The sequence below is a fragment of the Candidatus Symbiopectobacterium sp. NZEC135 genome (assembly GCF_025962695.1).
The window spans coordinates 13,552-36,389 of the sequence record NZ_JAGFPF010000042.1; the positions used below are offsets into that span (position 1 = coordinate 13,552).

Annotated in this window: 24 protein-coding genes; 9 read left to right on the plus strand and 15 right to left on the minus strand. The window is 51.5% G+C overall.

Annotated features, from left to right (window positions below; all coding sequences use genetic code 11):
* The first annotated feature begins 49 nt into the window (after positions 1-49).
* Positions 50-1,279: an imidazolonepropionase gene (gene hutI / locus J5224_RS17460; RefSeq protein ID WP_264626582.1), complete on the plus strand. Its 1,230-nt coding sequence runs from the start codon at positions 50-52 to the stop codon at positions 1,277-1,279.
* Positions 1,266-2,045, plus strand: coding sequence for an N-formylglutamate deformylase (hutG, locus tag J5224_RS17465; protein ID WP_264626583.1), 780 nt, complete (start codon positions 1,266-1,268; stop codon positions 2,043-2,045). Before hutI ends, hutG begins: the two co-directional genes overlap by 14 nt.
* A 41-nt stretch (positions 2,046-2,086) precedes the next feature.
* Here hutG and J5224_RS17470 read toward each other — a convergent pair whose 3' ends face one another.
* Positions 2,087-3,256 carry a mandelate racemase/muconate lactonizing enzyme family protein gene (locus J5224_RS17470; protein WP_264626584.1) on the minus strand — a complete coding sequence of 390 codons (1,170 nt, stop codon included), beginning with the start codon at positions 3,254-3,256 and terminating at the stop codon, positions 2,087-2,089.
* A 178-nt stretch (positions 3,257-3,434) separates the two neighbouring features.
* Between J5224_RS17470 and J5224_RS17475 the strand changes: the two genes are divergently transcribed.
* A complete protein-coding gene (locus J5224_RS17475; protein ID WP_264626585.1) occupies positions 3,435-4,373 on the plus strand; it encodes a LysR family transcriptional regulator in 939 nt (312 codons plus the stop codon).
* On the opposite strand, the gene J5224_RS17480 is transcribed toward J5224_RS17475, so the two are convergent.
* Both J5224_RS17480 and J5224_RS17485 read right to left on the minus strand, forming a co-directional pair.
* Positions 4,355-4,978 (minus strand): YitT family protein, encoded by a 624-nt coding sequence (locus J5224_RS17480; protein ID WP_264626586.1) that lies wholly within the window; start codon positions 4,976-4,978, stop codon positions 4,355-4,357. The genes J5224_RS17475 and J5224_RS17480 overlap by 19 nt on opposite strands.
* Before the next feature lie 111 nt (positions 4,979-5,089).
* Complete coding sequence (locus tag J5224_RS17485; RefSeq protein WP_264626587.1) at positions 5,090-5,833, minus strand: IclR family transcriptional regulator; 744 nt, start codon at positions 5,831-5,833, stop codon at positions 5,090-5,092.
* Between the two features lie 266 nt (positions 5,834-6,099).
* Here J5224_RS17485 and J5224_RS17490 point away from each other — a divergent pair, with 266 nt between their 5' ends.
* Both J5224_RS17490 and J5224_RS17495 read left to right on the plus strand, forming a co-directional pair.
* On the plus strand, positions 6,100-7,491 hold the full coding sequence (locus J5224_RS17490; RefSeq protein WP_264626588.1) for an NAD-dependent succinate-semialdehyde dehydrogenase: 1,392 nt from the start codon (positions 6,100-6,102) through the stop codon (positions 7,489-7,491).
* A 9-nt stretch (positions 7,492-7,500) separates the two neighbouring features.
* A complete protein-coding gene (locus J5224_RS17495) occupies positions 7,501-8,046 on the plus strand; it encodes an NADPH-dependent FMN reductase (RefSeq protein WP_264626589.1) in 546 nt (181 codons plus the stop codon).
* 79 nt (positions 8,047-8,125) lie between these two features.
* Here the strand turns inward: J5224_RS17495 and J5224_RS17500 are convergent, their stop codons facing one another.
* Positions 8,126-8,419: a PTS lactose/cellobiose transporter subunit IIA gene (locus tag J5224_RS17500; protein ID WP_264626604.1), complete on the minus strand. Its 294-nt coding sequence runs from the start codon at positions 8,417-8,419 to the stop codon at positions 8,126-8,128.
* 304 nt (positions 8,420-8,723) lie between these two features.
* Positions 8,724-9,611, minus strand: a complete 888-nt coding sequence (locus J5224_RS17505; RefSeq protein WP_264626590.1) for a LysR family transcriptional regulator — start codon at positions 9,609-9,611, stop codon at positions 8,724-8,726.
* Between the two features lie 110 nt (positions 9,612-9,721).
* On the opposite strand from J5224_RS17505, the gene J5224_RS17510 reads away from it, so the two are divergent.
* Positions 9,722-10,801, plus strand: coding sequence for a tartrate dehydrogenase (locus J5224_RS17510; protein WP_264626591.1), 1,080 nt, complete (start codon positions 9,722-9,724; stop codon positions 10,799-10,801).
* 561 nt (positions 10,802-11,362) lie between these two features.
* Here J5224_RS17510 and J5224_RS17515 read toward each other — a convergent pair.
* From J5224_RS17515 to xyeA, 5 genes are all read right to left on the minus strand, one after another.
* The gene (locus J5224_RS17515) at positions 11,363-13,444 is read right to left on the minus strand and encodes a peptidase domain-containing ABC transporter (protein WP_264626592.1); all 2,082 of its coding nucleotides are present in this window, start codon (positions 13,442-13,444) and stop codon (positions 11,363-11,365) included.
* Positions 13,445-13,447: 3 nt separating this feature from the next.
* Positions 13,448-14,665, minus strand: coding sequence for an HlyD family secretion protein (locus J5224_RS17520; RefSeq protein ID WP_264626593.1), 1,218 nt, complete (start codon positions 14,663-14,665; stop codon positions 13,448-13,450).
* Between the two features lie 4 nt (positions 14,666-14,669).
* Positions 14,670-15,533, minus strand: a complete 864-nt coding sequence (locus tag J5224_RS17525; protein WP_264626594.1) for a hypothetical protein — start codon at positions 15,531-15,533, stop codon at positions 14,670-14,672.
* Positions 15,530-16,708 (minus strand): cyclophane-forming radical SAM/SPASM peptide maturase XyeB, encoded by a 1,179-nt coding sequence (gene xyeB / locus J5224_RS17530; RefSeq protein ID WP_319802452.1) that lies wholly within the window; start codon positions 16,706-16,708, stop codon positions 15,530-15,532. The genes J5224_RS17525 and xyeB overlap by 4 nt, the downstream gene beginning before the upstream one ends.
* A gap of 65 nt (positions 16,709-16,773) precedes the next feature.
* Positions 16,774-16,929 (minus strand): XyeA family cyclophane-containing RiPP triceptide, encoded by a 156-nt coding sequence (gene xyeA, locus J5224_RS17535; protein ID WP_264626595.1) that lies wholly within the window; start codon positions 16,927-16,929, stop codon positions 16,774-16,776.
* Positions 16,930-17,691: 762 nt separating this feature from the next.
* Between xyeA and J5224_RS17540 the strand changes: the two genes are divergently transcribed.
* A complete protein-coding gene (locus J5224_RS17540) occupies positions 17,692-18,138 on the plus strand; it encodes a hypothetical protein (protein WP_264626596.1) in 447 nt (148 codons plus the stop codon).
* Positions 18,139-18,284: 146 nt separating this feature from the next.
* Here the strand turns inward: J5224_RS17540 and J5224_RS17545 are convergent, their stop codons facing one another.
* Both J5224_RS17545 and azuC read right to left on the minus strand, forming a co-directional pair.
* Positions 18,285-18,923, minus strand: coding sequence for a hypothetical protein (locus J5224_RS17545; protein WP_264626597.1), 639 nt, complete (start codon positions 18,921-18,923; stop codon positions 18,285-18,287).
* A 205-nt stretch (positions 18,924-19,128) separates the two neighbouring features.
* Positions 19,129-19,206: a stress response protein AzuC gene (gene azuC / locus J5224_RS35795; RefSeq protein ID WP_350338160.1), complete on the minus strand. Its 78-nt coding sequence runs from the start codon at positions 19,204-19,206 to the stop codon at positions 19,129-19,131.
* A 348-nt stretch (positions 19,207-19,554) separates the two neighbouring features.
* Between azuC and J5224_RS17550 the strand changes: the two genes are divergently transcribed.
* Complete coding sequence (locus tag J5224_RS17550) at positions 19,555-20,748, plus strand: multidrug efflux MFS transporter (RefSeq protein ID WP_264626606.1); 1,194 nt, start codon at positions 19,555-19,557, stop codon at positions 20,746-20,748.
* Positions 20,749-20,903: 155 nt separating this feature from the next.
* The gene (gene ydfZ / locus J5224_RS17555) at positions 20,904-21,110 is read left to right on the plus strand and encodes a putative selenium delivery protein YdfZ (RefSeq protein ID WP_222158499.1); all 207 of its coding nucleotides are present in this window, start codon (positions 20,904-20,906) and stop codon (positions 21,108-21,110) included.
* 67 nt (positions 21,111-21,177) lie between these two features.
* Here the strand turns inward: ydfZ and J5224_RS17560 are convergent, their stop codons facing one another.
* The 3 genes from J5224_RS17560 to J5224_RS17570 all read right to left on the minus strand — a co-directional run.
* A complete protein-coding gene (locus J5224_RS17560) occupies positions 21,178-21,864 on the minus strand; it encodes a GntR family transcriptional regulator (RefSeq protein WP_264626598.1) in 687 nt (228 codons plus the stop codon).
* 181 nt (positions 21,865-22,045) lie between these two features.
* Positions 22,046-22,519 carry a YhcH/YjgK/YiaL family protein gene (locus J5224_RS17565; RefSeq protein WP_264626599.1) on the minus strand — a complete coding sequence of 158 codons (474 nt, stop codon included), beginning with the start codon at positions 22,517-22,519 and terminating at the stop codon, positions 22,046-22,048.
* A 10-nt stretch (positions 22,520-22,529) separates the two neighbouring features.
* A partial coding sequence (locus J5224_RS17570) for an Ldh family oxidoreductase (RefSeq protein WP_264626600.1) occupies positions 22,530-22,838 on the minus strand: 309 nt, incomplete at its 5' end.

A 22,838-nucleotide genomic window follows, 5' to 3' on the forward strand; every position in this document is an offset into this window, starting at 1 on the left:
GCGGGTAGGTTAGCTTGTCTTTGGTTGTATATACAAGAAGAGTGACATCATGACTCAACGATTATCCTGCGACAGCCTGTGGCTCGGCGCAGATCTCGTCACCCTGCGCGATGGACGCTACCAGATCATTCATGATGGCGCGCTGGCCGTAGCAGAGGGCAAGATCGCCTGGGCAGGGCCCCAGGCACAGCTACCGGCCTACGACGCCGCGACCACCACCCATTTCGACGGCGGTATCATCACGCCAGGTTTTATTGATTGCCACACTCACCTGATGTTCGGTGGCGATCGCAGCGACGAATTCGAACAGCGTCTTAATGGCGTAAGCTATGCCGATATCGCCGCCAACGGTGGAGGGATTCTTTCCACCGTGCGTGCCACGCGTGCCGCAACGGAACAGCAGTTAGTCGAAAGCGCACGACAACGATTAGCCTTGCTGTTAGCCGAAGGCGTCACCACCGTCGAGATCAAATCCGGCTATGGGCTGGATATCGACAACGAAATAAAAATGCTACGCGCCATACGCCAGTTGGCTGCGCAGGTGCCCGCGCAGGTGATTGCTACCTGTCTGGCGGCCCACGCCGTTCCACCGGAATACGAAGGGCGTGCCGACGCGTGGATTGCCACACTTTGCGATCGGTTGCTGCCGCAGGTCGCGCAAGAACATTTGGCCGATGCGGTAGATGCGTTCTGCGAACATCTGGCCTTTTCACCCGCGCAGGTTGAAACGCTGTTTAACACCGCAACGACACTTGGGCTGCCGGTGAAACTGCACGCAGAGCAACTCTCAGCACTGGGCGGCAGTTCCTTGGCGGCACGCTACCATGCGCTCTCTGCGGATCATCTGGAATACCTGACGGAACAAGACGTGCAGGCCATGGCCGCCAGCGGCACGGTCGCCGTTCTGCTGCCCGGTGCTTTTTACCTGCTGCGCGAAACGCAGCGACCGCCGGTGGAACTGCTGCGCCAATACGGCGTACCCATGGCTATCGCGAGCGATGCTAATCCCGGCACTTCACCCGCCCTTTCGCTGCGCCTGATGCTCAATATGGCGTGCACGTTGTTTCGACTCACGCCAGAAGAAGCATTGGCCGGCGTCACCTACCACGCAGCCCAAGCGCTAGGGCTGCAAGCGAGCCACGGATCGCTGGACATCGGCAAAGTGGCCGATTTTGTACACTGGCCGGTAGCGCGTCCGGCAGAATTAACCTATTGGCTGGGTGGGCAATTGCCCTGCACCACCGTTTATCGAGGGAGTGTTCGTCATGGAACCGTTTGATTTTCAAAGCGGCACGCTGCCGTTGCTGGTCAGTATTCCCCACGCTGGAACCCGACTCACGCCCGAAGTCGAAGACGGACTGAGTGATGCCGCACGCCCTCAGCCGGATACCGATTGGCATATTCCACACCTGTATGATTTTGTGCGCGAGATGGGAGCCAGTGTGTTGGTGGGCCACTATTCGCGCATGGTGGTCGATCTCAACCGCCCTGCCGACGATACGCCGCTCTACGCCAGCGCCACCACCGGGCTGTTTCCCAGTACCTTGTTTGACGGCACGCCGACCTTTGTCTCGGGTAAAACACCGACGTCTGAGCAACGTAACGGCTACCTGCAACATATCTGGCAGCCCTATCACCAGCAAATCCAGCAAGAACTTGCTCGCCTCAAAGCACGTTACGGCTACGCGCTGCTGTTCGATGCCCACTCTATTGCGTCACACATTCCGCGCCTGTTTGATGGCAAGCTGCCCGATTTGAACATCGGCACCAACGGTGGCGAAAGCTGTTCCCACGAGGTAGAAGCAACAATACGCGCATGCTGTGAAGCGCAGGATCAATACAGCTGGGTGATTAACGGGCGTTTCAAAGGCGGCTACATCACCCGCTACGGGCAGCCCGCGCAACAACAACATGCGGTGCAGTTGGAACTGGCACAGTGTAACTACATGGAAGAGCAAGCGCCCTTTGCCTGGCACGCAGAGAAAGCCGCCGCCTTGCAGGTTCAGTTGAAAAAGCTGTTGGGAAACTATCTGGCTTGTTTCTGACTGTTTCAGGCTGGCGCAACACGCCAGCCTTAACACACCGTTTATTCCGCCAACGCGCGCATTTCGGCAATCAAATCGCTTTTGCCTTCAAAGCCAATACCCGGCAGTTCCGGCATCACAATATGTCCTTGTTCCACCCGAACGGCATCGGGGAATCCGCCGTAAGGCTGGAACAGGTCCGGGTAGCTTTCATTGCCGCCCAACCCCAACCCGGCGGCGATATTCAGTGACATTTGATGCCCGCCGTGTGGAATGCAGCGCGCAGGCGACCAGCCAAACTGCTCCAGCACCTCAAGCGTGCGCAGGTATTCACACAAGCCATAGGACAGGGCGCAATCAAATTGCAGGTAATCTCTGTCCGGGCGCATACCGCCATAACGCAACAGATTACGCGCATCCTGATGCGAGAACAGATTTTCTCCCGTGGCCATCGGCCCCGGATAGAATTCACTCAACGCCGCCTGAAGGGCATAATCCAGCGGATCGCCCACCTCTTCATACCAAAACAGCGGGTAATCACGCAGCATCTTGGCATAAGCGATGCCGGTTTCCAGGTCGAAACGCCCATTAGCATCCACGGCAAGCTGGGCCTCGCTGCCAATCTCGTCGAGCACGGCCTCAATACGCCGACGATCTTCCGCTATCGACGCGCCGCCAATCTTCATTTTCACCACGGTGTAACCACGACGCAGATAGCCACGCATCTCCTGCTTCAATGCATCCAGCTCTTTGCCCGGATAGTAGTAGCCGCCCGCAGCGTAAACGAACACGCGCGGATTGGCGCGCACGCCTTTGCTATCCGCCAGCAGATGAAACAGCGGCATACCGGCAATTTTGGCGGTCGCATCCCAAATCGCCATATCCAGTGTTCCTACCGCGACCGAGCGCTCACCGTGCCCGCCCGGCTTTTCATTTTTCATCATGGTGTTCCACACCCGATCGGGATCGAGATTATCACCACGCGCATTAAGCAGCGTTTCCGGGTCTGCTTCCAGAATCCGTGGACGAAAGCGCTCGCGAATCAAACCGCCCTGCCCGTAGCGCCCGTTGGAGTTAAACCCGTACCCGACGACCCGTCGACCATCGCGCACCACATCGGTCACGACGGCGACCAGGCTGGTCGTCATGTGTGAAAAATCGATGTAAGCATTTCTGATCGGGGAGGCGATGGGTTTGGTGACTTCACACACATCGATAATACGCATAGCCAAATCTCCTGATGGTCGCTAATCCAGCGGCAAAAACACCCCCGTGTCATACACGCTGTTATGCCGTTTTCTTCACATGGAAAATGTCATACTCTGAGAGAGCGATGCCCTAAAGCACGCTATAGCGTCTATAGTAGGGGTATTGTTTGACGAATGACCAATGCGAAAAAGGAGCGCTGTAATGCCAAATCGGCATCACTTAGAGCTGGCCTGGTTAGAAGACGGGATAGCGCTGGCCGAGTCGCTCAACTTTTCAAAAGCGGCGGCTGCACGTTATGTGACACAGCCAGCATTCAGTCGACGTATTCAGGCTCTGGAAGCCTGGGTCGGCGTGGCGCTGTTTGAACGTAACCGACGCGGTGCACGGCTGACACGGGCGGGAGAGGTCTTTTTCCATCAGGCACCGGATCTGATTCGAGCACTCTATGCCCTGCGCAGCGAAACGCGTGACAGCGTCGAACAGCGCGCCCCTGAGGTCATTATGTGCGCCACCCATGCGCTCTCGTTCACCTTTATTCCCGATTGGCTGAGAAATAACAGCGACATCTCGCGTGATAGCGCCTTTCAGTTGGTTTCCGCCACTCTGCACGCTTGTGAACGCATGCTGACGCAGGGGGGAGCACAATTTTTGCTGTGCCACCACCATCCGCATATGCAGTTACACCTGCCAACACAGAAGTTTATGAGCATTTCGCTCGGTCAGGATCGGCTCATTCCCTATAGCATTCCCGCCACGGCCCCCCATAGCGCCAAGTGGCGGGTTGACGCTCAGGAAAGGTTTCCGTTTCTCGCTTACAGCGAGGATTCTGGATTGGGGCGCATTATCAGCAATACTGCGCCACTGCATCGCCTGACACGCACCATGGAAACGGTGTTCACATCCGATTTGGCCGCCACGCTGCTGGCGCTGGTGAAAGCCGGTGAAGGCGTCGCCTGGCTGCCGCACGCGCTGGCCGCTGAAAGTGAGAAAAGTGGAGCTATTTGTCGGGCAACCCACCACGAAGAGAAATGGACGATTCCGCTGGATATCCGGCTCTATCGTCCGGCAGCACGGCTTGCGACAGGGGCAGAGAAGCTATGGGATAGCGTACTCGCCGGACATCAGGCATCACCGCCCTGATAGCGCCCCGGTTTGTGCCAGTTCATCAACATGGCATTCATGGCCAGCGCACTGAGCGCTGACCACAGCAATAGCAGCAACGGCATTTTGATCAGAGAGAGAAGAAACACCAGCGCATCCAATGCCATCTGGCTTTTACCTGCATTGATGCCAAAGCGACGGTACATCCACAGCGTCACCACCCCCGTGCCGCCAACCGACGCATTATGGCGCGCAAGGGACAGTATCCCCATGCCAATAAAGGTGCCCCCCACCAGGGCGGCAAACAGCGGGTGCAGATAGCTGATGGTGATTAACATCGGTACCGCCTGCGTCGCCAAGCCCAGAGTGATACTGACAATCAGCGTTTTTATCGTGAAGGCACGCCCCATGCTGAAATAGCAAAATACCAGAAACGGGATGTTAACTAGGGTGAACAGTAACCCGATAGGCAGCGGTAAATAGTAAGAGATAAGCAGTGCGATACCGGCAATACCACCCGTCACCATGCCGGAAAATTTAAGCAGATTCAGGCCGACGGCGATAAACATCACGCCCAGTGCCAGTCCGTAAATATCATCCTTTAAGGTATGTGCCGTTGCCAGCGGGTTGGTTTTTGTTGGCACTGCCGCTGACCTCATGATCGACTCACATTAGCCATAAGAAAAGCATATAATTCCACATAAATTAATTATACATGTGTTATATGCCATTAACAGCCATAATCTGTGCGCCCGTTACTTACTGCGCGGGGAAAGGATGCACAGGCACATTTCTCGCACTTCTTCCAGCGCCTGCTGAATGGCCGGAAGACGAGCAGCAAAACGATAGGAAGGCAGCACCACGGACAATGCATGCGCCGGTCTTCCTGGTACCGGCAAGGCAATCCCAACGGCACACACGCCTTCTGCATGCTCTTCCCGGTCATAAGAAAATCCGTCGGCGCGCACTGCTGCTATCTGTTGCAGCAGCGCTGGCAGTGAAACCAGCGTCTGGGGGGTTAACGCGGGCATCTGATCGTGTAGCAGTGCCGTAATCTGCGCATCGGTTAATAGCGAGAGCATCGCCTTGCCGTTCGCCATGGCATAAACCGGCTTGGGACGATCGTGTATTGGCACCACACGCACCGCCTGATCGCTGATGATACGATCGAGGAAGATCACTTCCCGACCATGAAAGGTCGAAATATCGACCGTTTCACGCGTCTTTTCAAACAGCAGTTCAAGCGGATGGCGCAACTGTGCTGCCACGTCAGAATAGGCATTTCTCGCCAGCTCATTGATGCCCCACCCCAGCCGCACTCCGCCTTCGCCGCACTCCACCAGGTGTTCCGCCGCCAGGGTATCGACAATACGCTGCACGGTAGAGCGAGGGAGATCCGTCAAACGCGCCAGTTCTCCCAGGCTGGTGCCCCGTTCGTGCAGCAGCCGTAATATTTTGATTGCTCTGGAGATAACCTGTATCCCCGCCGTTTTATTCATCACTCGCCCCAAAAGTGTATCGCAATGCGGTTAATATTGTATTGTTTTTAGCTAAGCGTATTATAGCTTGATGACGCCGGGATAGCATCGCTTCACCATCACGGCGTCAGAGGTGACTCCACAGCCTCCTCGCCATCGCTATGCAAGCAGGAGCCGAATGTTCACTGTGGAGCAACCTGAAATGGTGTGAATTATCAGTTGATACCTTACTAAGCAACATATGAGATCGCGGGTATCTTGAACAGTTTGTTTTCAGGAGGTTTACCGTGGGATATGCCACTATCAACCCGTATACGGGTGAAGTCATTAAAACGTTCCCCGACGCCACTGACGCAGAAGTCACTGACGCCATCAGTCAAGCACATAACGCTTTCCTGGCATGGAAAGAAACTCCCTTCTCCACCCGAGGGGCCATTCTACAAAAGGCCGCCACCCTGCTGCGTCAACATAAAGAAGAAATGGCACGCCTGCTGACGCTGGAAATGGGCAAGCTGGTTGCTGAAGCACGGGCAGAAGTCGAGTTATCCGCTCAAATTTTCGAGTACTACGTTAAACACGCGGAAGGCTTGCTGGCCCCCGAAACGCTGCCAGTCGCCAACCCGAAAGAAGCGACCGCGCAGATCGTGCACGAACCGCTGGGCGTGCTGCTCGCTATCGAACCGTGGAATTTCCCTTACTATCAGATCGCGCGCATCATCGCACCGCAGCTTTCTGCCGGTAACACCATTCTGTTAAAACATGCCTCCAACGTGCCGCAAAGTGCCGCCCGGTTTGAAAAACTGATGCACGATGCCGGTTTGCCTAAAGGGGCGTTTACCAACCTGTATGCCACCCGCAAGCACATCGAAATGATCCTTAACGATCCGCGCGTACAGGGCGTAGCCTTAACCGGTTCGGAAGGCGCGGGTGCCACCGTTGCCCAGCAGGCCGCACTTGCCCTGAAGAAATCCACGCTGGAATTGGGCGGTGCCGACGCATTCGTGGTGTTGAAAGACGCTGATTTGGAAAAAACCGTCAAGTGGGCCGTGTTTGGTCGCCACTGGAACGGCGGGCAGGTGTGCGTCTCTTCCAAACGCATGATCATTGAAGATGCCGTGTATGACGCGTTTCTCGACCGCTACACCCAGGGGGTTGCTGCATTGCGCACAGGCGATCCGTTGGATGAAAGCACCACGCTGGCTCCGCTCTCTTCCCAACAGGCCGCTGATGAAGTAAGGCAGAAGATCCAACTGGCGGTGTCACACGGCGCTACGGCGCTGGAAGTGGGCCCGAAAGTGCCGACGCAAGGGGCCTTCGTACAACCGACTATACTTACCGACGTTACGCCGGATAATCCTGCCTATCATACGGAATTTTTTGGCCCAGTCTCGATGCTGTTCCGTGCTAAAGATGAAGATGATGCGGTACGTATTGCCAACGATTCACCGTTCGGTCTCGGAGGTTCGGTGTTCACCCGTAACGGCAAACACGGGGCTGATGTTGCTGCTCGCCTCTCCACCGGGATGGTGTACGTTAACCATCCAACCCGAGTGAAGGCCGATCTGCCGTTTGGCGGCATCCGCCGTTCTGGTTACGGACGCGAACTGACCGGGCTGGGCATTAAAGAGTTTGTGAACCACAAACTGATTTCTGTTGTTGATATTGATGCTGAATTTTAAGGAAATACCATGAGCACCCTACGACTATTAGGCATTGCGGGCAGCCTGCGTCGCGCCTCTGCGAATAAAGGGCTGTTGCGCGCAGCGCAAGCCGCTCTGCCAGCGGATACCACCCTTGAGATCGCCGACCTGCTGGATGTGCCGTTCTACAATGCCGATCTGACCGAGATGCCCGCTGCCGTGCAGCGCATCGCGAGTCAGGCACAACAGGCTGATGGATTTGTCTTTGCCTGCACCGAGTACAACTACTCCATGGCACCAGCATTGAAGAACATCCTCGACTGGCTTTCACGGCTGCCAGACAGCCAGCCGCTGAGCGGCAAACCGGTGGCGCTGATGGGGGCGGGCGGCGGTATGGGAACGTCACGTGCACAGTATCACCTGCGCCAAAGCGCCGTGTTCCTGAATCTGCAACCGCTTAACAAGCCGGAAGTGTTCGCTAACGCGTTTGCTGGCGGTTTTGACGATCAGGGCAATTTGCATGACGAAAAAATTGCGGCACTGATCGGCGAACAGATGAATACGTTGGTCGCGGCAATCAAAGCCACCCGCTAATCAACGCACCACCGCCTGTATCGTCCAGCTAAAAGACGGTACAGGCCTATTCCCGCCCTTCGACACATAACGTTGGTTGCTAACGCTGGTATAGATACAGCATTTCGTTCGCCAACTCTCGCACCAATAATGACGTCATCAAGTGGTCTTGCGCATGCGCCATAATCGACGTCATCGGCACAACCGTTTCGCGTGCAACCAACTGCGTTTGAACCTGATGCGCAACTCTTGCAAACCTGTCTGCGCGGGTCATTAACGCATTGGCTTGTTCAACCTGACCATGACGTGCTGCCTGCAACGCCTCCAGGCACAGGCTGCGTGATTCATCCGCATTGACAAGTATTTTCATTGCCGCTTCTTCTGCTTTAACCATCGTCATACCACCCCTATTAGGCATTGAATCAAAACCGTGCCGTTTCCCCCTCCTGGTTGCACTTACAGTACGCCTCCGTCGCGCTGCGGTACTGCCAGACTCTGTGCACAAGGTTGTGGGTTTCTTTTACCCTTTCCTTTTAACAATATTGTACCTGTGCGCAGGCATCGATAAATGTCCCAAATGGCACAAGACAGGTCATCACCGTATTGACGACAACACAAGTCAAGCGTAAGGGATTAAAATTGATACCATAGCGATCAAAAATTTGAGCGTCTTTAATAAAACGCGACTGCGTTTCAATCTAAACAGCCATTTCTGCCTGAAGATAGCGGACAAAGGTGGTAATTCTGGCGGGAACATGACGCCGTTGCTGATAGACAGCGTGGATGCCAGCATCCTGCGTCGTAAAGTCTGGCAATAACGCCACTAATGCGCCCTGTTTCAGATAAGGTTCAACATCCCAGGCTGAACGCAACAGCAGACCGCGTCCATCCAGCGCATAGCGCATCACCACCTCACCGTCGTTACTCGACAGGTTGCCTTCAGCTTTATGGCTAAACTCCTGACCGTCACGGTAAAAGCGCCACATCGCATAATCACTTTCGTACTGACGCAACACCAGACAATTATGTCCGGCTAAATCCGCCACCGTCAGCGGGCGACCTCTCTTGGCCAGATAGTCGGGTGAAGCACACAGAATACGATGGTTGGTACGCAGCGTGTGAGCAATCAGGCGTGAATCAGGCGGCGTACCGACGCGGATATCAATGTCGATACCGGCATCGAGCATGTTGATGGGCTGGCTCGACAGTTGCAGTTGTATCTCCAGTTCAGGATGCAGCAAGGAGAACGCAGACACCAGCGGGGCAATATGACGGCGACCAAAGCCAAACGAGGCGTTTACCGTCAGCTTGCCGCGTAACGTCATTTGGCTACGGCTGACCACATTCTCCAGCTCAGCGATGTCATTGAGGATGGGCAGCGCGCCTTCGCTGTAGAGTTGCCCTTCCAGCGTCAACTCTAACCGCCGGGTGGTGCGCTGAATCAGTTGCACACCGAGCCGGTGTTCCAGCGCGCTTAACCGTTTACTGATGGCGGGAAGAGACAGCCCCCTTTCTCTGGCGACCGCCGTTAGGCTGCCCAGCGCGACAATGCGACTGAAAAACAGCAGATCGTTCACTTCCCGCATAGATTGTTACCTTTAATTCAATAATAGCTTTCCCGTTAGGCTTATTGTTCATCATTTTGACAAGAAATACACTCTTCAGGGTCCGCTAATAGAAAAACAGGAATACCCTTATGTCCGTACCGCGCTACAAGATTGCTGTCATCCCAGGAGATGGCATCGGAAAAGAAGTGATGCCAGAAGGCGTTCGCGTTGTTACGCGTGCTGCCGCGCAATTTGGCATTGAATTACAGTGGGAATGGTTTGATTTTGCCAGCGCCGACTACTACCTCAAGCACGGCAAAATGTTGCCGGACAATTGGTTTGAGCTGTTGAAAGGCTTTGATGCTCTCTATTTTGGTGCCGTTGGCTGGCCTGAAGTGGTGCCCGATCACGTGTCGCTCTGGGGATCGCTGCTCAAATTCCGCCGCGATTTCGATCAGTACGTCAACTTACGTCCGTGCCGCTTGATGCCCGGCGTTAAAGCGCCGCTCGCCAACCGCAACCCCGGCGATATTGATTTCTACGTGGTGCGCGAAAATACCGAAGGGGAATACTCCAGCGTCGGCGGCATGATGTTTGAAGGCACTGAGCGTGAGATCGTGATGCAGGAAACCGTGATGACGCGCGTCGGCGTCGATCGCATCCTGAAATTCGCCTATGAACTGGCGCAGAAACGACCGCGTAAGCACCTGACATCTGCCACCAAATCCAACGGTATTGCCATCACCATGCCGTACTGGGACACCCGCGTTGCCGCAATGGGGCAGCAATACCCAGAGGTGAAAGTCGACAAATTCCATATCGATATTCTCACCGCCAACTTTGTACTGCATCCCGACTGGTTTGATGTGGTGGTCGCCAGCAACCTGTTTGGCGATATCCTTTCCGATCTTGGCCCCGCCTGTACCGGCACCATCGGTATTGCCCCTTCCGCCAACATCAACCCCGAACGCAATTTCCCCAGCCTGTTTGAGCCGGTGCACGGTTCCGCCCCTGATATCGCAGGGAAAGGTCTTGCCAATCCGATTGGTCAAATCTGGTGCGGTGCCATGATGCTGGAGCATCTGGGTCACGCAGAGGCGGGGACCTCAATTTTACAGGCTATCGAAACTGTGCTGGCGCAGGGCCCAACGCAGGCACCGTTAACCCGAGATTTGGGTGGCAGCGGTAATACAGAAACCTTAGGTCGCGCGATTGCTGATGCGCTTTAAGGTCAGCATATAACGCTGTTTTTAGCTGTCTGGGATCCAGCCGCAGGCTGGGTTCCCGTAAAATAATACCGCAAGATTTGGTTTAATTATTTCCCTATTTGTCGATGTTGAGCAGACACATTCTATAAATTTTAAACGTCGAACTGTTGTGCGAGGCCGCTTCCAGAGCAAGACTCCGCCGCACCTATCATCGCAGATCTCTTACTGCCCCCCAGCAATTTCCGCAGAACTTAACGCCTCGCGTTAGGTGCAGACAAAACAGCAAGGGAATTAGCGCCTAATACTGAAGATGTCCTGCTGGTGCTTTCACTCTCGCCCAGTGTTATCCATTGGACGAGGGGGATTAACCGGAACTCACCGACATTTTTCACCCTCTGTCATTCGCCAGAAAACAGCGTTATTCAGTTAATCATCGCATCGAGGTCAATCTTTTTCCCTTCGCGAGTAGAAGTGGTGTATACCTTCACGTTGCAGGTGTGTTGACTGCACTTGTTATTCGCCCCATCAATGGGTCTCACTTCTTACGAAACCACCTCAAGCGCCTTACTGCAACTCGAATTATTAGGGTGTATCTTCCTCAACCCATGCATTCAGTTGAAGGTTAAAGACTCTATCTGCTGACTTAATCATCTCGGGTCGATGAGCAACAAAAATACGAGTTATTGGCAGACGACTAATAGAGCGAGTGATTTTTTGTTCGTTGTCGATATCGAGATCGCTTGTTGCCTCATCAAGCAGCAAAATCCCAGGTTGTCTATACAGCGCCCTGGCGATAGAAATACGTTGACGTTGTCCTCCTGAAAGGGTGCTACCCATATCGCCAATCATAGAGTCATATCCCAACGGGAATGAGTCGATTTCTTCATCAATGGCCGCATAGTTAGCGCATTCGGCCATACGTTCCATATCTGGGGACTCTGAAAATCCAGTGATATTTTTCTGTAGGGTTCCGGCTAGCAATTTGTCATCTTGCATGACAAAAGCAACATGCTCTCTGAGCTCACGTTTCCCAATATTGGACATGGTCATCCCATTAATAAAAATATCGCCCTCAGTGGATTCATACAGCCCAGCAAGTACATGAAGAAACGTTGACTTACCGCATCCAGACGGCCCAATAATGGCTACGCTTTCCCCAGGCCTCACCTCGATGTTTATGCCCTCAAATATATTGGGTTCGGTTGGGGAATGACGGAACGATAGGTTTCGGATCACAATATGCCCATTCAACTGCGTCTGCGACCTTTCTTCATCATCCCGTTCTACAGGCGAAACAGCAATATCAGTCAGGCGCTGGCTGTGCATGGATACCAAACAGAAGTCAGAAACTGCGTTGACTAATTTTATAGTGCGCGTGATCACCATATCGGCATAAAGCATCACTGCCAATAACGCGCCAGTCGTCATCCCTTTCTCGAACCCTAAAGCGCCCACGCTAAGCACGTAGATACCCGAAAAACCGACAAAAAGCACGGCCGTCGTGTTGGTCATGAGATCAAGTTTGAATAGTTGATTTCCTGCATGTGTACTGTTGACCACGTGATGTACCCACTCGCGTCGACGGACCGGCGTCAGGTTCAGCATTTTGATGGCACTGATAGCTCTGACGGACTCAAGAAAATGGGAAGACTGATGCGCTTCAAAGGCAATATGCTCAATCTTACGGGTTCTGTACGTAGAGAACAGGCCCATTTTCAGGACAGCATACCCCACAGCAGCGGCAAGCGGCCCCATAGCCAGGAGAGGTGAATAGGTAAGAATGAGAACCATTGAGATGACGATCACAATCGCGTCGAGTATGGAGGCGACCATGTCAGCTGTAAAAGCTTCCTGGATGGCTATCAGCGACTGGAAACGTGATGCTACATCACCTACGTGACGTTTTTCAAAAAAAGGTAGGGTGAGCCGGATAAGCCGATTAAAAAACATTTCTGCCCACTTCACACCAAGCACATAACGGAGGTTCATCAATATCCAAGCACGGACTACGGAAAAGGCGGATTTAATCAGCAGCGCAGAAATGACCACGATCCCAACAAAAAATATCCCTTCACGATCCGATGACCGAACGAGTGTATCGAGAGTAAATTGTGACGCGGCAGGCACGGCAATGGAAAGCAGTTCCACCAAGACGGAAAGCACGAGAACGCCGGAAAAAATATGTCTCAGTCCCCTAACTCCGTGGAAAAGGTCAGAGACAGTAACACTCATTTCCAGCGGTTTTTTATCGAATGTCTCCGCTGGCCACGCTTCCACGATGAAGCCAGTAAATTTATCCGACAGCTCACGTATTGATATACTGCGACGACCCATGGCAGGGTCATGGATGATGGCCCTAAGGTGCGTCACTTTCACCAAAACCACAAAGTGATTGAATGACCAGTGAAGAATGACCGGGCGACTGAGTGAGCGAAGCTCGTCAAGTTCCATTCTTGAAGCACGTGCCATCATCCCCACCTGCTCAAATGCCGTGATGAGTTCGCGCAGTGTTATCCCGTGATGGGTTGTCCTATGGAGGGTGCGCGCAGATGCAAGGTCTACACGTTTGCCGAAATAGCCTGTCATCATAGCCAAACAAGCTAACCCGCACTCATTCGTTTCTGACTGTAAAATCAGCGGTGTTTTCTGCCAGAAAAAAAACATTTGTCAGCTCTCAGCCATAACGCGGTTAATACTCTGTTTTACAGGTGAAAAAAGCCATTCCCAGATGCGCCGATGCGTGGTCAATATATCGGCCTCAACCTCTACGCCCACAGGGAGAGTTCGCATACCAGCATCTGGCACAATCAGCACTCGAAAACGTCGGTTATTTCCCGTAAGCGCCTCAGGACTCGCGCTTATCGCTACGACGGTACCAGGCACTTTCCCAAACCATTCCCACGGTAGTGATGCAACCCGCATCAGGACATTCTGTCCCGTTTTAACCTCCTGCAACGCAGATGGAGGAAGCCACATTTCAACAAACGGGCGTGCATTCTCTGGCACCACAACGGCGGCAATCGTGCCAACGGTAACCCTCTGGCCTTCCAATATACTCATTGAGGCTATGACACCATCAAGCGGAGCCACAATGCGGGACTCCACCACAGCAGATGCATTAATCACCTGCTGTTCCAGCGTGGCTTTCTGTTGTTGAATCTCTGCGAGAGACTGCTTTTCTTGTGAACTCGTCTGGGCCAACGCTTCTACTAACTGAAGTTGCTCGCCTTGTGCGCGCGCGATGTTGATTCGGTGCATATTCAGTTGAGCAACGGAATGATGATATTCGTTTTCACGCTCAATTTTTTCTTGTACGGTAGTGACGCCTTTCAGGAGCAACTGCTGATAAAAAGCCATCCGTTTTTTCAGGCTGGCATTGCGTTCTAATTCTGCAGCGACTGCAGTCCGAATCGCTGCAATTTCATGTTCTTTGGTGTCGATTCTTTCACGTAAACGTTGACGTTCTCCGTCCCCCTCTATACGCCGTTCCACCACGCGTTTTTGCAACTCGGTTATTTGACGCTGAGCTGCGTCCTGCAGTGCTTGATTCATCCCACCTCCGACGTATGTTACATCGCGCGAAAGCGTCGCAATGATGTCCCCTTTTTTTACTCTTTCCCCCTGGCTTACCCCTATACTGCCTATTACCCCATCTTGATTAAACACCGCCTCAGCAGCGGCAGGTGTATAGATCACTCGACCGTTTACTGGGACCCTCTGTGCATAGGGGGTAAATAAAAGGAGGACTGCCACCAGCAAAACGCCAACAGAGCACCACAGAGCTGTCGGTAACACTGATGGCGCTGATACAGTGAAATCACCCAACCACGCGTTATTTTTATACTCTAGCGCCTCGGGGCGAAAAACAGAGTGATCGTTGTTCATCGTACTAACGACTGATATGGAGCATGCGTTCAGGCATATCGATGATCACCTTGTGACCCCGCATAAATTTCATGCCCAGCAGCCCATCAAAATCCACTTCCGGGGGCGTTTTCCCATTGGTTACGATAGCCAAATCATCACGAAACTTTCCTGCATCATCTGTAAAAATGATTTTTGATACCCTGCAATCTAAGTTGGATGCTTCAGGCTCAATAACACGGCAACCAGAAAAAAGGGTGCCTGCAGGTAAGCGGTCGGAAAACAGGAGAGAGTGGCTGGCACCCGTATCGACAATCAAACGCAAAGGTGTGTTGCGCACAGCTGCTGTAATACGTAATCCAGACGCTGTTTTCTCTATTGGATAAGATGACCAGTTACCCATGTCCGAAGGCAGATGATCCAACATCTGCAGTCGATCATGTTTAAAGTCCATCAGAACCCGACGATTGTGAAAAAGTCCAAGCCCCAGCACTTCATTAACAGGTTGCCCCCCCCCTATGCTTAACCCCCATGGTTTAAAACTCACAACTTCAACATCATAAAAAGAGATGTTGGAAATAAGTAATCGATTAAATTTCCAGGCAGAAACCTTATTTTCACCACCAGACACATCGATCAGCCGACGAGGTGCTTGTTGGGTAGCGTTAAGACTTGGATGAGCAATCAATTTATCTAAATCATATTTATGAAGGTGTATGCTTTCCCCACTACCAGTATCTAGCATTAATGTGTGCAACCTGTTAACGATCTGAACATCAATTAATGGCAGGCCACGTTCATCATATCGCAAACGCCAAGAATCTGTAGGGATGCTCGCCATGCTAATACTGGAAAACAGAAGAAGTAACCAAGAAAGTTGTTTCATCATGATTTAACCTCTAAATTCCGCATAATAATATCCTCTGATATTCCAGATTCAATCAGATATGAAGCCGCATGGCTCATGTTCTTTCTTACTGAGGGGCAAAACACGGTTTCACGGTTAAAATCATCAGCTTTTGAATAGCGTTGAATATGGCGACCACCGCCACATACTTTTTGCCAAACACAGTCAATACATGCGGTCGGCAGTTGATTATTTACCGCCATATATTTTTGCATCTGCCATGAATTAATGATTTCTGAGAGCATTAAATCCTGAATATTACCAATAGGCGTAAATATAGCGTCATTGGTAGCCCTGAGTGTATCGTCAACATAAAGCTCACCATCAGAACTCACAGTGAAAGCGAGAGTATCACTCCCTGATTTACTCACACCCATTACTGGATTGAACGCTGAGTTCAGCATTGCTTGCATATGCGTATGGAAATAGCGTATATATACATTTCTATCTGCATCAGAAAAGAACTCATCAAGTGCTGAGCAATAAAAATCGGATAGACCGTCAGGATTTATGCATGTGTCATGACTTTCATCAGGGATAAGAAAATCAAATTTTTTACATTTCAACACATCGACAAAATGACGATAAATTTCTGCCCCTTTTACAGACGGATTAGCGACACATAAAATACCAGGTTCATCTATCAGCCGGCCAGTTCTCCAGGCTTTCTGCAACATTTCTAGCCCCTTTACGGTGCCTTCATAGGTACTACGACCTTTTCTGTCTAGACGGTGCCTGTCATTGATGTGTTTAGGCCCATCAATAGATATACCGACACTGATATTATATTTTGAGAAGATATCGACCCAATCATCATCAATAAGAATGGCATTTGTTTGGCATGCCAGGTTAAGTTTTGTTTTGTTATAATTTTCCGAAACAAGTTCTTTGCAGGCATTTTCAAATTTTTCTTTACCCATCATTAACGGCTCGCCACCATGGAAATCAACCTGAACTGTTTCAATGTCATACTCCTGAGATGCCCGTTCAAAGAACCTCCTCAAATTTTCAATAACATCATGAGAAATAATTGGTTTTGAATTTATCGCCATGTCATTTCCCAAATTAAAAACATAGCAATACGTACAATTAATGTTGCATCGCTCACTAACCTTTAGAATTATTTCAAGATGCTTTATTTTTTTCTTTGTAATCATTGTGAGCACCACAGGTCGACGAATGAAAAAATGCAGGGCAGTTACCCACCCTACATAAACATCAATTACCAACTTCTGGACCAGCGAGCGAAAGCATTAACCCAACCACCAGAAACACTGTCCAGCATAGATTGAATCAATGCTTTCTGAGCGTCTTTTTTATCAGCAGCAACGGTTACTGTTGCTTTGTTCGTGGTAATTTCTTTGGCTAATTTAGACATTAGTTAATCCTTTACCATTTTTCGCACCGGGATTGGTGCGCATAATAAATATAGTTGCATCCTCTATACAAATAAAGTGAAATATTAATCAAACATTGTCGAATATAGTATTTGTTATGGTTTTATTTACTTCCAGTAGTGCGTTATAAATCAACCGGAGGTGTCAACCACCTTGACACTTATCGTAGTAGAAAGGGAGTATCAGAAAACTGACATTAGGTACCAATATCAGTTTACAAGCTGGTTTACAGTCAAGTTTGCAAACCTCATAATCATTCATTACTCCGTGACTTTAAATAATGAAAAATATAGAGCCACTTCCATTACTTAGCAATAGGAAAAATCCATTCTAGTTCTCCATCTTCGGATGAATTATGGATAAATGATTAAATTCCTTCTTTTGAGGTAATCACTAATATACTCAATCGATTGTGCGAGGCCGCTTCCAGAATAAACATCCTCAACGCTTGTCGCCGCAGATCCCTTGCCGTACCCCTGCAATAACGGTATCTTTTACCCGCACCTGCAAAATCAGGTGCCGGGATTGACCTCCTGAACCACACTTCACTGACGACATTCGGCGCGTTTGCGCTTTTTTTGTGTCGTGCGCACAGCTACACCTCAATGGTGGGCCGGGCGAGGGCGTCGTAAGACGCGCCGGTGTCAGTGAGGCCGGTAAGGTCAACCTCGTCCGGCTCCACCACCCGTGAGATTGACCTCTCCAGTGGTGGAGAAAGTTCGTTACTCACTGGAGGCTGCCTTATGGCTACAACCCTCACCCAAATGCACCCGTTACTTGTCGTCCCTTTCTGCTCTACCACGGATTTCACCGTTCTTGCCACTCACAGTGAACGTTTCGCCGAAGCACTGATTGAAAGCGCCGAACCAGCGTTAAAGCAGGCACTGTGTGGCCGACTGATGACATGCCTTACCTTGTTGCGCACGACCCTGAATGACCCCGTTGCCCCACATCTGGTGGAAAGCCTCACTGCCGATACGTTTCCTGCTACCCCTGTTTGCTTTGAGCCCGATGCCGATCTGCTCTGTGATTACTGCCTTGCCTTGGGGAAATTACTGACGGAGCGCGCGTTATCGCCAGAATCTGAACCGCTCATAACCAGGTTGCTGGCTGAGTTGGTTTGGTATTTTGCTGCCGATCTAAAAGGGCCACGCGGGGCTAGAACAGGAAGGGAAAACGGAACGTATTAGCCCTACTCGTCATCCTCCGCGCAGGCGGAGGATCTCTGGCAGGTGAAACACGTTTATTATCACAAAGATCCCCGGCTTTCACCGAGGATGACGAAGGGGAGGAGAATGGGTGTTGTCAGCAATAACACGTTCCGTAAAGGGCTTTGTTATTCAGCGACCGGCAGCTTAAACTTAGAGATAATGGCTAACCGGTTCTGGAAGTGATCTATTTCCCCCCAAAGCCAGGTTTCACCTCGCTCAAGCTCCGCTTCATTGGTCATTTCACGCAGCTCACAGGTTATCATGTCGTATGCATACAAATGCAGCCCAAGTGCAAGAGCATCATACATCCTTGCTTGCCAGAACGACATGCCTTCATGCGTCTGGTTTCTATCCGAAACGATAATGTCATAACGCTCTAACAGATAACTGATGAAGATAATACCTGCGAAATCATGAAGCACAGCGCGGTGCTTGGGCTTCTGGGTTCGCCACACCAGTATTTGTGTAACGGGTCTGCATTTCAGATAACTGTCAGGCTGAATGATGACACGGTTGTAATACACAACCTCTTCCGTCAGGTCATTAATCAACGCCAGCTCGAAATGAGATTGCTGAATTTTGCCTTTGTTACGATCATCCACTCTCACTACCCGGTAGCCAGGTGCCAGCGAGACGCCCTTGATCTGCGCGGTAACATCATTGCCGTTTACCAACTCCGAATACACGGCACGGTTATCAGGTGTTTCGTTCAGATGAGCGAAAACCTCGGTTACTCTGGCCGGGTTCAGCAATTGTTGTGGCATGGAGCCCTCACGGTGTGACTTTTTGACGTTCAGACAGAATAATGTTGGCGAGTAATTCAAGAAAATATCGAATTACCTGTAGGTTAATTCTTGCTTAATGCTGAGCAAAAATCAATCACTCATCGCTACGAGATGTGTAAACAACGTTAAGGATGGAACAATAAAAAAAGCCGTTTTCACGGCTTTTTTTATTTAGCGATGGCTATCAGTACATAGCGCCCGGCGGAACATCTTTGTGGGCAAGAACATAAGCAGCCAGGATTCTTTTCAGTAGTTTACGCACGATTTTTGGCCTTTTTAACGTTACCGATAATGAAGTTGCAGGTGATGTTGTCTTCTGTTAACAGAGTGTACGCTCGTCATATTCGGGACGCAAGTTTTTGTGACGCGCATCACAAAATTTTTTTGTATGCGCACTGTCACGTTCATGAACTGGCGATATTCACACGTGCTGATAGCTCATCTCGGCGTGCGTTATGTTATCGTATTAAACTATGAAGAACTTTTAATCACCTAGCGTGATAGTTTCCCGGCTGTCGCCGTGAAGGCAAGTTCGTTCAGCGGCCAATATCGCGCCGATCTCGCTGTTTTACCCGTAACGCTGCCGCGCTGCGACGGCATGCAGGACGCCATGGAAACCTGGAAACTCAACTTATACGCCGCCTGGGTGGGATGCTTTTTTACTGGCCTTGCCATGAGCCAGATTCTGCCGTTCCTGCCACTCTATATTGAACAACTCGGCGTCACCGACCATGCATCACTCAGTTTGTGGTCAGGGCTGATTTTCAGTTCTTCATTTCTGGTCTCGGCCATCGTCGCGCCGCTGTGGGGCAGTCTGGCCGATCGCAAAGGGCGCAAGCTGATGCTACTGCGCGCCGCGCTCGGCATGGCTATCGTCATGGCGCTACAGGGCATGGCCAGTAACGTCTGGCACCTGTTTATTCTACGCACCTTGATGGGCCTGACCTCCGGCTATATTCCCAATGCCATGGCGTTGATCGCCTCGCAAGTGCCGCGTGAAAAAAGCGGCTGGGCACTGGGCACGCTTTCAACTGGTCAGGTGGCTGGCGTGATTATCGGCCCGCTGATCGGTGGCTTTCTCGCCGACCACGTCGGGCTGCGCGTGGTGTTCTTTATCACTGCCTCCTTACTGTTCACCTGCTTTTTGCTCACCTTGTTCACCATCAAAGAAGGGGTGGTCAAAGTGGCTAAAGCGAATCGCCTCAGTGGCAAAGCGGTGTTCTCTTCTCTGCCCTACCCGGCGCTGATCGTCAGCCTGTTTGTCACCACCATGATGATTCAGCTCGCTAACGGCTCCATCAGTCCAATACTGACGCTGTTTATCCGCGAACTCACGCCAGACACCACTAATCTCGCCTTTCTCAGCGGTGTCATCGCTGCCGTCCCCGGCGTTTCAGCGCTGCTGTCAGCGCCGCGGTTGGGGCGTCTGGGCGACAAGATCGGCGCACATCGTGTCCTGATCGCTGCACTGGGGGCCTGCGTGCTGCTCTTCTGTTTGATGTCCACCATCAGTGATTCGCTACAGTTGGGGATACTGCGTTTCTTACTGGGCTTCGCCGATGGCGCACTGATGCCCGCCACACAGGCGCTACTGCTGAAATACAGCAGCCAACAGGTGACCGGGCGGATTTTTGGCTACAACCAGTCTTTTATGTATCTGGGCAACGTGGCAGGTCCGTTACTCGGCTCCGGCGTGTCCGCCATGATGGGATTTCGCTGGGTGTTCATCATCACTGCACTGCTGGTGTTGATGAATACGCTGCATATCGCTTGGCGTTTCCGACAGATTCCCACCAAACCCTGATAGCGCCGTCGTTATCTCCTGGCGTTATTTACCTCAGGATATAACACCAAGATTTATATACAAATTATGCATAAAACGCCCCTTTACCTTGGCGACGGCCACCGTTCGGCAGTAGGATCGATAGCGGTTTTTTGTGGTCAACGAAGGAGGTTATTATGTACACAGCGTATGACAGATACAGAAACCCGCTTGAAACGGGCTGTCGTGTAATGCAAAACGGTTCTCGTCTGGTGGGTACTATTGCCGCCATTCATGCAGATAAGCTGAAACGAGAAGACGTTCGTAAAGCCAAATGCGTGCAACTCAACGGGGTCAGCGAATACTTCTCCCCTGATGAGCTGATGCGTTTGGGCCGCGCATAACACGGCAACCCTTTCCGTTCGGGCGTGTTACCGCGCCCGATGCACGAATGTCCCGCCCTCTAACCCGCTATGGGTGATCAAACCAATCGCGATTTTGCTCGGCTATCGGCGTTATTGAGTAGATCATCTCTTGCAGGTGCTCACGGATTGCCGCTTCTGCCGCATCTGGATCGTGTGCTTTCAAGCTGTTAAAAATCAGGTAGTGCTGCTTGATCAGATTCAGCGGTGGCGAAACCTGACTCAGGCTGAGGAAGCGTACCCGGTCCATGGTCGCTTTGATTGACTCGATGGTTTCCCACGCCAGTGGACATCGCGCGACCTGCGTCAGCAGTTGGTGAAAATCGTCATCCAGACTGAGAAATTCACGAATCTGCTCATTCTGTGCCGCCAACTCCTGCCGGTGCAGATTGTGCTCCAGCACCAGCAATTGCTCATCGGTCACGAACTCTGCGGCCCGGCGCGCAATGGCGCACTCTAACGCCTGGCGAATAAAACGCGCGTCAGCCACCCGTTGTTCCGAAATTTTCATGACGAAAGTACCGCGCTGCGGCAATACCTGCACCAGACCCGCTTCTGCCAATTTGATAAACGCCTCGCGCACCGGCTGGCGCGAAACGGAAAAACGGGTTGATATCTCTTTTTCTGACAGTAACTTACCCGGCGGAATCGCGCACTCCACGATATCCTTACGCAGGATACGATAGATTTGCTGGTTTACCGGTTCATTACTGTTGATCTGAAAGGAAGTTTCCATACATCGCTTTTAACTATTCGAAAGTATTACCCTTCATAATACATGCTAATTCTTTGTCTTACCTGCCTTCTTTTCCTTTGTGTTTTTCCCGGCAAGTCATAACAGATATCGGCGGCCTACCTCGCTGAATTTCAGAGCAATGTAGGCCGTCGTATTCTGTCTGAGAGGGGTTAACTCAAGCTCATGAACCTGGGTGCAATAGACGTACAGGAACCTTAGCCACCACTTTACGCACGGGGGCTTCATGCTCTACCACGCAAAGTGGTGCATGAATATCCCACGGGAATAAAATGACAAAATCACCCGGCGTTAACACGATATCCTTCTCTGTACCTGCCTTATCGCGATAGAAGTAGTTGTCTTGTTCAGGATGCGGATCGTCAGGTAGCGACTGTAGTGCAGGTCGGTATTCCAACCGTTCTTGTCCAGAAATAACGAATTGCACGTCAATGTTGTCACGATGCGTTTCTGCTACACGTGTCTGACTCGGTGCTGTCGTTGCCTGAAACGTTTTGTACACCACGTCTTGCTGATGCATTTCGCCGTCAGGATGGTGATCGAAATCAATCCCCTTCAATGTCTCCAGCACCTGATAGATTGCTGCCGGTAACTCCAAACGAGACGCGGCTAATTGTGCAATATTGCCAACTATCATCGCTTCCCCCTTATTTCGCTAACGCGACAACCTCAGCCCAGACGCCGTCATCAACAACAATCCCTTGAGCGCGTTGCTGCTCACGCATTTTGACTTCCATTTCACCCGGGAAATAGACAGCACTTTTACCTTCAGCAGGTTGTGATGTCTTCACGTAGTCAGCAATACTATCAGCCAAGCGGTCGCTGAATTCGCTACCACCGAGCTGGGCAGGATCAAAGACCATGAATATCTGGCTGGCACCGGTGCAACTCCCCTTTTGAATTTTATCAATTTCATTGGTTGGATGACCGGCAGAGAGCAATGCCGCCATCGCATC

Excerpts from the sequence above, each read along its gene's own strand:
- hutI (WP_264626582.1), top strand. The coding sequence starts at position 50 with ATGACTCAACGATTATCCTGCGACAGCCTGTGGCTCGGCGCAGATCTC.
- hutG (WP_264626583.1), top strand. The coding sequence starts at position 1,266 with ATGGAACCGTTTGATTTTCAAAGCGGCACGCTGCCGTTGCTGGTCAGT.
- J5224_RS17475 (WP_264626585.1), top strand. The coding sequence starts at position 3,435 with ATGCCAAATCGGCATCACTTAGAGCTGGCCTGGTTAGAAGACGGGATA.
- J5224_RS17485 (WP_264626587.1), bottom strand. The coding sequence starts at position 5,833 with ATGAATAAAACGGCGGGGATACAGGTTATCTCCAGAGCAATCAAAATA.
- J5224_RS17495 (WP_264626589.1), top strand. The coding sequence starts at position 7,501 with ATGAGCACCCTACGACTATTAGGCATTGCGGGCAGCCTGCGTCGCGCC.
- J5224_RS17500 (WP_264626604.1), bottom strand. The coding sequence starts at position 8,419 with ATGGTTAAAGCAGAAGAAGCGGCAATGAAAATACTTGTCAATGCGGAT.
- J5224_RS17505 (WP_264626590.1), bottom strand. The coding sequence starts at position 9,611 with ATGCGGGAAGTGAACGATCTGCTGTTTTTCAGTCGCATTGTCGCGCTG.
- J5224_RS17510 (WP_264626591.1), top strand. The coding sequence starts at position 9,722 with ATGTCCGTACCGCGCTACAAGATTGCTGTCATCCCAGGAGATGGCATC.
- J5224_RS17515 (WP_264626592.1), bottom strand. The coding sequence starts at position 13,444 with ATGTTTTTTTTCTGGCAGAAAACACCGCTGATTTTACAGTCAGAAACG.
- J5224_RS17520 (WP_264626593.1), bottom strand. The coding sequence starts at position 14,665 with ATGAACAACGATCACTCTGTTTTTCGCCCCGAGGCGCTAGAGTATAAA.
- J5224_RS17525 (WP_264626594.1), bottom strand. The coding sequence starts at position 15,533 with ATGATGAAACAACTTTCTTGGTTACTTCTTCTGTTTTCCAGTATTAGC.
- xyeB (WP_319802452.1), bottom strand. The coding sequence starts at position 16,708 with ATGATTACAAAGAAAAAAATAAAGCATCTTGAAATAATTCTAAAGGTT.
- xyeA (WP_264626595.1), bottom strand. The coding sequence starts at position 16,929 with ATGTCTAAATTAGCCAAAGAAATTACCACGAACAAAGCAACAGTAACC.
- J5224_RS17540 (WP_264626596.1), top strand. The coding sequence starts at position 17,692 with ATGGCTACAACCCTCACCCAAATGCACCCGTTACTTGTCGTCCCTTTC.
- J5224_RS17545 (WP_264626597.1), bottom strand. The coding sequence starts at position 18,923 with ATGCCACAACAATTGCTGAACCCGGCCAGAGTAACCGAGGTTTTCGCT.
- J5224_RS17550 (WP_264626606.1), top strand. The coding sequence starts at position 19,555 with ATGGAAACCTGGAAACTCAACTTATACGCCGCCTGGGTGGGATGCTTT.
- ydfZ (WP_222158499.1), top strand. The coding sequence starts at position 20,904 with ATGTACACAGCGTATGACAGATACAGAAACCCGCTTGAAACGGGCTGT.
- J5224_RS17560 (WP_264626598.1), bottom strand. The coding sequence starts at position 21,864 with ATGGAAACTTCCTTTCAGATCAACAGTAATGAACCGGTAAACCAGCAA.
- J5224_RS17565 (WP_264626599.1), bottom strand. The coding sequence starts at position 22,519 with ATGATAGTTGGCAATATTGCACAATTAGCCGCGTCTCGTTTGGAGTTA.